Origin of the sequence: Aquabacterium sp. UBA2148, assembly GCF_002328915.1 — a bacterium.
In the GTDB taxonomy this organism is placed as follows: Bacteria; Pseudomonadota; Gammaproteobacteria; order Burkholderiales; family Burkholderiaceae_C; genus Aquabacterium; species Aquabacterium parvum.
The window spans coordinates 3,149-8,073 of record NZ_DCXA01000223.1 but is presented as its reverse complement, the minus strand read 5'-3'; the positions used below and the strand labels follow the sequence as shown (position 1 = coordinate 8,073).

The following is a 4,925-nucleotide window of genomic DNA, read 5'->3' as shown; positions in this document are numbered from 1 at the left end:
CCGTGTCGATGGCCGTGGCCCGCGCCGCCGCCGAAGAAGCCGGCCTGCCCCTGTACCGCTACTTCGGCGGCATGGGCGCTGTGCAACTGCCCGTGCCGATGATGAACGTCATCAACGGCGGCGCGCACGCCAACAACAACCTCGACCTGCAGGAATTCATGATCCTGCCGGTGGGCGCCCCGACCTTCCGCGAAGCCCTGCGCTACGGCGCCGAGGTTTTCCACGCTCTGAAGAAGATCCTGCACGACAAGCACATCAGCACGGCAGTGGGCGACGAAGGTGGTTTTGCGCCTTCCGTGGCCAGCCACGAAGAAGCCATCCAGCTGATCCTGCAAGCCATCGAAGCCGCTGGCTACACCGCCGGTGAGCAGATCGCCCTGGGCCTGGACTGCGCCGCCTCCGAGTTCTACAAGGACGGCAAGTACCACCTGGAAGGCGAAGGCCTGGTGCTGACCGCTCAGCAATGGACCGACATGCTGGCCACCTGGTGCGACAAGTACCCGATCATCTCGATCGAAGACGGCATGCACGAAGGCGACTGGGAAGGCTGGAAGATCCTGACCGAGCGCCTGGGCAAGAAGGTGCAGCTGGTGGGCGACGACCTGTACGTCACCAACACCAAGATCCTGAAGGAAGGCATCGAGAAGGGCATCGCCAACTCCATCCTCATCAAGATCAACCAGATCGGCACCCTGACCGAAACGTTTGCCGCCATCGAGATGGCCAAGCGCGCCGGCTACACCGCCGTGATCTCGCACCGCTCGGGCGAAACCGAAGACAACACGATCGCCGACATCGCCGTGGGCCTGAATGCTGGCCAGATCAAGACCGGTTCGATGAGCCGTTCCGACCGCATGAGCAAGTACAACCAGCTCCTGCGCATCGAAGAAGACCTTGGCAACGTGGCCGTCTACCCTGGCCGCAGCGCTTTCTACAACCTGCGCTGATCGGGGGAGCCCTGAGCCAGGCTCCGATGCCAGGACAGGGTGAACACAGCGGGGCCTGGTGTTGAACCAGGCCCCGTTTTTCATGGTCGCTCGTGGATAATCTGCGCATGCGCGTGGCTTTTTTCGTCCTCATCGCCTTGCTGGCGGCCATCCACGCCGAACTCTGGTTCGGCAAGGGGGGCGTCCCCCGCGTCATGACCCTGCGTGCCGAGGTCGATGCGCAGCAAAAAGCCAATGCACAAGCCCAGGCCCGCAACGACCAGCTTGCGGCCGAAGTGCGAGACCTCCAGGAAGGCCTGGAGATGGTCGAGGAAAAGGCCCGCACCGAACTGGGCATGGTCAAGCCCGACGAGATTTACGTGCAGCTCACCACCAAGGCCCCGCCTGTGCTGAGCGCGCCGTCTTCTTCGGCCACTTCTGCTGGGTCTTCTGCCGTGCCCGTCACGCGTTGACCCAAGGTCCATGAGCGCCTCCTGGAGTGGCCTGGCGGAACACCTGGCCTGGCTCGATCCTTGGCTTTTGCCGCTGGTGGCGGACTGGGCATTGCCCATCAGCCGTCTCGAAGCCGTCGCGTCGCTCCTGGCCCTGGCCATGGTGGGTTTCAACCTTCGCGTCAATCCGCTGGGCTGGCCGCTGGCCATCGCCAGTTCGGCCTTGTATGCGCTGCTGTTTGCGCGCAGCCGCCTGTACGGTGAGGCCGCCTTGCAACTTGTTTTCATTGCCTTGTCCGCATGGGGCTGGGCTCAGTGGGTAAGGGGGCGAGATGGCTCGGGTCAAGCGCTGCAGGTGCGCCAGCTCAGGCCCAAAGCGCGCTGGCAATTGCTGGGCGTCACAGCCCTGTTGTGGGGTGTGATCGGTGCCTTGCTCGATGCCTGGACCGATTCAGACGTGCCTTATGGCGATGCCTTGCCCACCGCAGGCAGCCTGGTCGGGCAATGGCTGTTGGCCCGCAAGTGGGTCGACAACTGGCCCTGCTGGCTGGCGGTGAACCTGCTGAGCTTGGCGTTGTTCGCGCACAAGGGGCTTTGGCTCACGGTGGGGCTTTACGGGGTCTTTGCCGTGCTGTCTGGCGTGGGCTGGGTCGCGTGGACCAGGCGCGTTGGCGCTGAGCGGTGGAGGGGACTGCCTTGAGTGCGGTGACCGGTGAAGACAAGAATGAGGCCACTCGCGCGCTGGTGATCGGCATCGTTGGCGCCGAGAGCACGGGCAAGACGTTGCTGGTCAAGGAATTGGGCCGCACCTTGCGTGAACGCGGGCTGCAGGTGGTCACGGTGCCCGAGGCCCTGCGCCTGTTTTGTGGTCGAGAGGGCCGCACGCCTCGGGCCGATGAGCAGCGAGCCATCGCCGAGGAGCAAACGCGCTGCATCGCTGCTGCTGCGCAGCGTGGTGCCATCGTGCTGGCAGACACGACCGCGCTCATGACGGCGGTCTACAGTGAGGTGATGTTTTCAGACACCAGCCTGCACGATCAAGCGCTGGCCCAACATTCACGCTGCGACCTCACGCTGTTGACCGCGCTCGACCTGCCCTGGGTGCCGGATGGCATCCTCCGCGATGGCCCCCAGGTGCGCGAGGCGGTGGACACCTGCCTGCGCCGCCTGCTGCAACAAGGTGGCGTGCCGCACGCGCTGGTCATGGGCAAGGGACTGCGTCGCCAAGCCAATGCGCTGAGCAGCATCGAGCACCTGCTCGGCGCGCCGACTCGCAGCCAGCGACAGGCGGGGGGCTCGCGCTGGCGCTGGTTCTGCGACAACTGCGATGACGGCGAATGCGAGCAGCACTGGCTGACGCGCGCGGTGGCAAGCGGGACGCGAGACCCTTCGACCCCAGATGACGCGCAAGGTGGAGCCGATGTCGGCTGACGTGCCGGCGATGCCGGTGCTGCCCGTGCTCTGGCACGAGGGCGACTGCATCGCCATCCACAAGCCGGCAGGCTGGCTGGTGCACCGCACCGGCCTGGACGCGGGTGAAACGCGCTTCGTGGTCCAGACTTTGCGGGACCAGTTGGGCGTGCCCGTGCACCCGATCCATCGCCTGGACAAGGGCACCTCGGGCGTGCTGCTGATGGCGCTGTCGCCCGATGCGGCCAGGCGCCTGTCGGCTTGTTTTGAGCGCCGGGAGGTCCACAAACGTTATGTGGCCATGGTGCGCGGCTGGCCGCCGCTCGAGGCTCACGTGGACCATGCCTTGCGTCCGGATGACGCGCCGCCCGATGCGCCGGCGCAAGATGCCGTCACCGACTTCCGCCTGCTGGCGCGATGCAGCCTGGACGTGCCGGTGGACCGCTACCCGCAGACCCGCGTGGCGCTGGTCGAAGCGATGCCGGTCACCGGTCGCCGACACCAGATTCGGCGCCACCTCAAGCACCTGGCGCATCCCATCATTGGCGATGCCACCCACGGCAAGGGGGCGCACAACCGCTGGTGGGCAGAGCAGCTGGGCGTGCAGCGGCTGTGGTTGCACGCGGCCTCGCTCAGCCTGCCGCACCCGCATCGGGCACGGGAGTGGCTGCACATCGCATCGCCGCTGTCGTCGGCCGAGCTGAACGCGGATTGGCAGCGTTTGCTCGCCGAGCCCTGGGCATGGAGCCAGCCCGGCGCCCGCGAGCGCCTGCTCAGCAGCCTGCTGCCTGCCGCGTGACTCGCTCAGGGCGCCACGTGGGCTGCCGCTGAGTCATTGCCGATCACCTCATTGCAGGCTGCTCGAGCCTGGCGGCGTGTTGGCCTCACCGGTGAACAGCCCCGCCGCATCGACGGGGTCAAAGTGGTAGTGCTCGCCACAGAAGTCACAGCCGATCTCGACCTGGCCCTGTTCGGCGATGATGCTGTCGATCTCTTGCTGACCCAGGCTGCGCAGCATGTCGGCCACTCGCTCGCGTGAGCAGGTGCAGACGAAGCGCGGGCCGGTGGACCCAACCTTGGGCTCGAAGTAGCGCAGGTCTTCTTCCCAGAACAGGCGACGAAGGATGGTCTCGGCATCCAGCGTCAGCAGCTCTTCGCGCTTGAGGCTGGCCGCCAGCGTGGCAATGCGGTTGTAGGCCTCTTCGAGCTCTTCTTCCGTGGTGGCCACGCGGTCGGTGCCAGCCAGGTTGGCCTCGCCTTCGATGGGCATGCGCTGGATCAGCAAGCCTGCGGCGATCTCGTCGTTCGCCGCGAGGATCAGCTTCGCATCAAGCTGCTCCGACTTGCGCATGTACTGCTCCAGCACCTCGCCGAGGTCGTTGAGCAAGCCACCATCCACGTGGTTGAGCGAGACCACGCCCTGGTAAGGCTGCTGGCCGGGCTGGCGGTCTTTCGGGTCGAGCGTGATCGCGCAACGGCCCTTGCCGTGGTTGTTGACGAGCACCTCCAGCGGCAGGCTGCCACTGTCCGTTGACGGGATGTCACCGACCACCTTGGCCGTGCTGCGGAAAGACAGGTCGGGCTGCGCCTCGGTCACAGCCAGCTTGACGGGCCCGTCGCCGAAGATCTGCAGCACCACCGCGCCGTTGAACTTGATGTTGGACTGCAGCAGCACCGTGGCCGCGCTCATCTCGCCCAGCAGGCGGCGCACCGGCTCTTCGAAGCCGCCACCCGCTTCGCGTCGGCGCAGCAGCTCCTGCCAGGACTCGGTCAGTCGCACCAGGACGCCACGCACGGGCAGGCCCTCGAACAGGAATGTGTGCAGTTCGCTCATGAAAGCTCGATTCAACTCAGTTGGATGGCGCGTCGATGCGCACCATCGCGGTCTTGTATTCGGCCGATTTGGCCACGTAGAGGCCCGTGCCCAGGCGCATGCGCAGCAGGTCGGCCTCGGTCAGCGGGCGCACGGCCTTGGCGGGCGAGCCCATGATCAGCATGCCGTCTTCAAAAACCTTGCCTTCGGTGACCAGCGCACCCGCGGCCACCAGGCAGTTCTTGCCGATCACGGCGCCATTGAGCACCACGGCCTGGATGCCGATCAGCGAACCGGCACCGATGGTGCAGCCGTGCAGCATGG

7 protein-coding genes are annotated in these 4,925 nt (G+C 66.0%); 5 read left to right on the top strand and 2 right to left on the bottom strand.

All coding sequences use genetic code 11. From position 1 onward, the window contains the following. From eno to B2W70_RS12665, 5 genes are all read left to right on the top strand, one after another. Window positions 1-947, top strand: a 947-nt coding sequence (eno, locus tag B2W70_RS12685; protein ID WP_286746169.1) for a phosphopyruvate hydratase, incomplete at its 5' end; no start/stop codon positions are given. Between the two features lie 107 nt (window positions 948-1,054). Continuing rightward, complete coding sequence (ftsB, locus tag B2W70_RS12680; RefSeq protein WP_286746167.1) at window positions 1,055-1,399, top strand: cell division protein FtsB; 345 nt, start codon at window positions 1,055-1,057, stop codon at window positions 1,397-1,399. A 10-nt stretch (window positions 1,400-1,409) separates the two neighbouring features. Continuing rightward, complete coding sequence (pnuC, locus tag B2W70_RS12675; protein WP_286746165.1) at window positions 1,410-2,078, top strand: nicotinamide riboside transporter PnuC; 669 nt, start codon at window positions 1,410-1,412, stop codon at window positions 2,076-2,078. A gap of 5 nt (window positions 2,079-2,083) precedes the next feature. Beyond that, window positions 2,084-2,809, top strand: a complete 726-nt coding sequence (locus B2W70_RS12670) for an ATP-binding protein (RefSeq protein ID WP_286746180.1) — start codon at window positions 2,084-2,086, stop codon at window positions 2,807-2,809. Then, the gene (locus B2W70_RS12665; RefSeq protein ID WP_414631064.1) at window positions 2,778-3,587 is read left to right on the top strand and encodes a pseudouridine synthase; all 810 of its coding nucleotides are present in this window, start codon (window positions 2,778-2,780) and stop codon (window positions 3,585-3,587) included. Before B2W70_RS12670 ends, B2W70_RS12665 begins: the two co-directional genes overlap by 32 nt. A 48-nt stretch (window positions 3,588-3,635) precedes the next feature. Here B2W70_RS12665 and B2W70_RS12660 read toward each other — a convergent pair whose 3' ends face one another. Next, on the bottom strand, window positions 3,636-4,622 hold the full coding sequence (locus B2W70_RS12660; protein ID WP_286746163.1) for an Hsp33 family molecular chaperone HslO: 987 nt from the start codon (window positions 4,620-4,622) through the stop codon (window positions 3,636-3,638). A gap of 16 nt (window positions 4,623-4,638) precedes the next feature. Next, window positions 4,639-4,925, bottom strand: a 287-nt coding sequence (locus B2W70_RS12655) for a gamma carbonic anhydrase family protein (RefSeq protein ID WP_414631063.1), incomplete at its 5' end; no start/stop codon positions are given.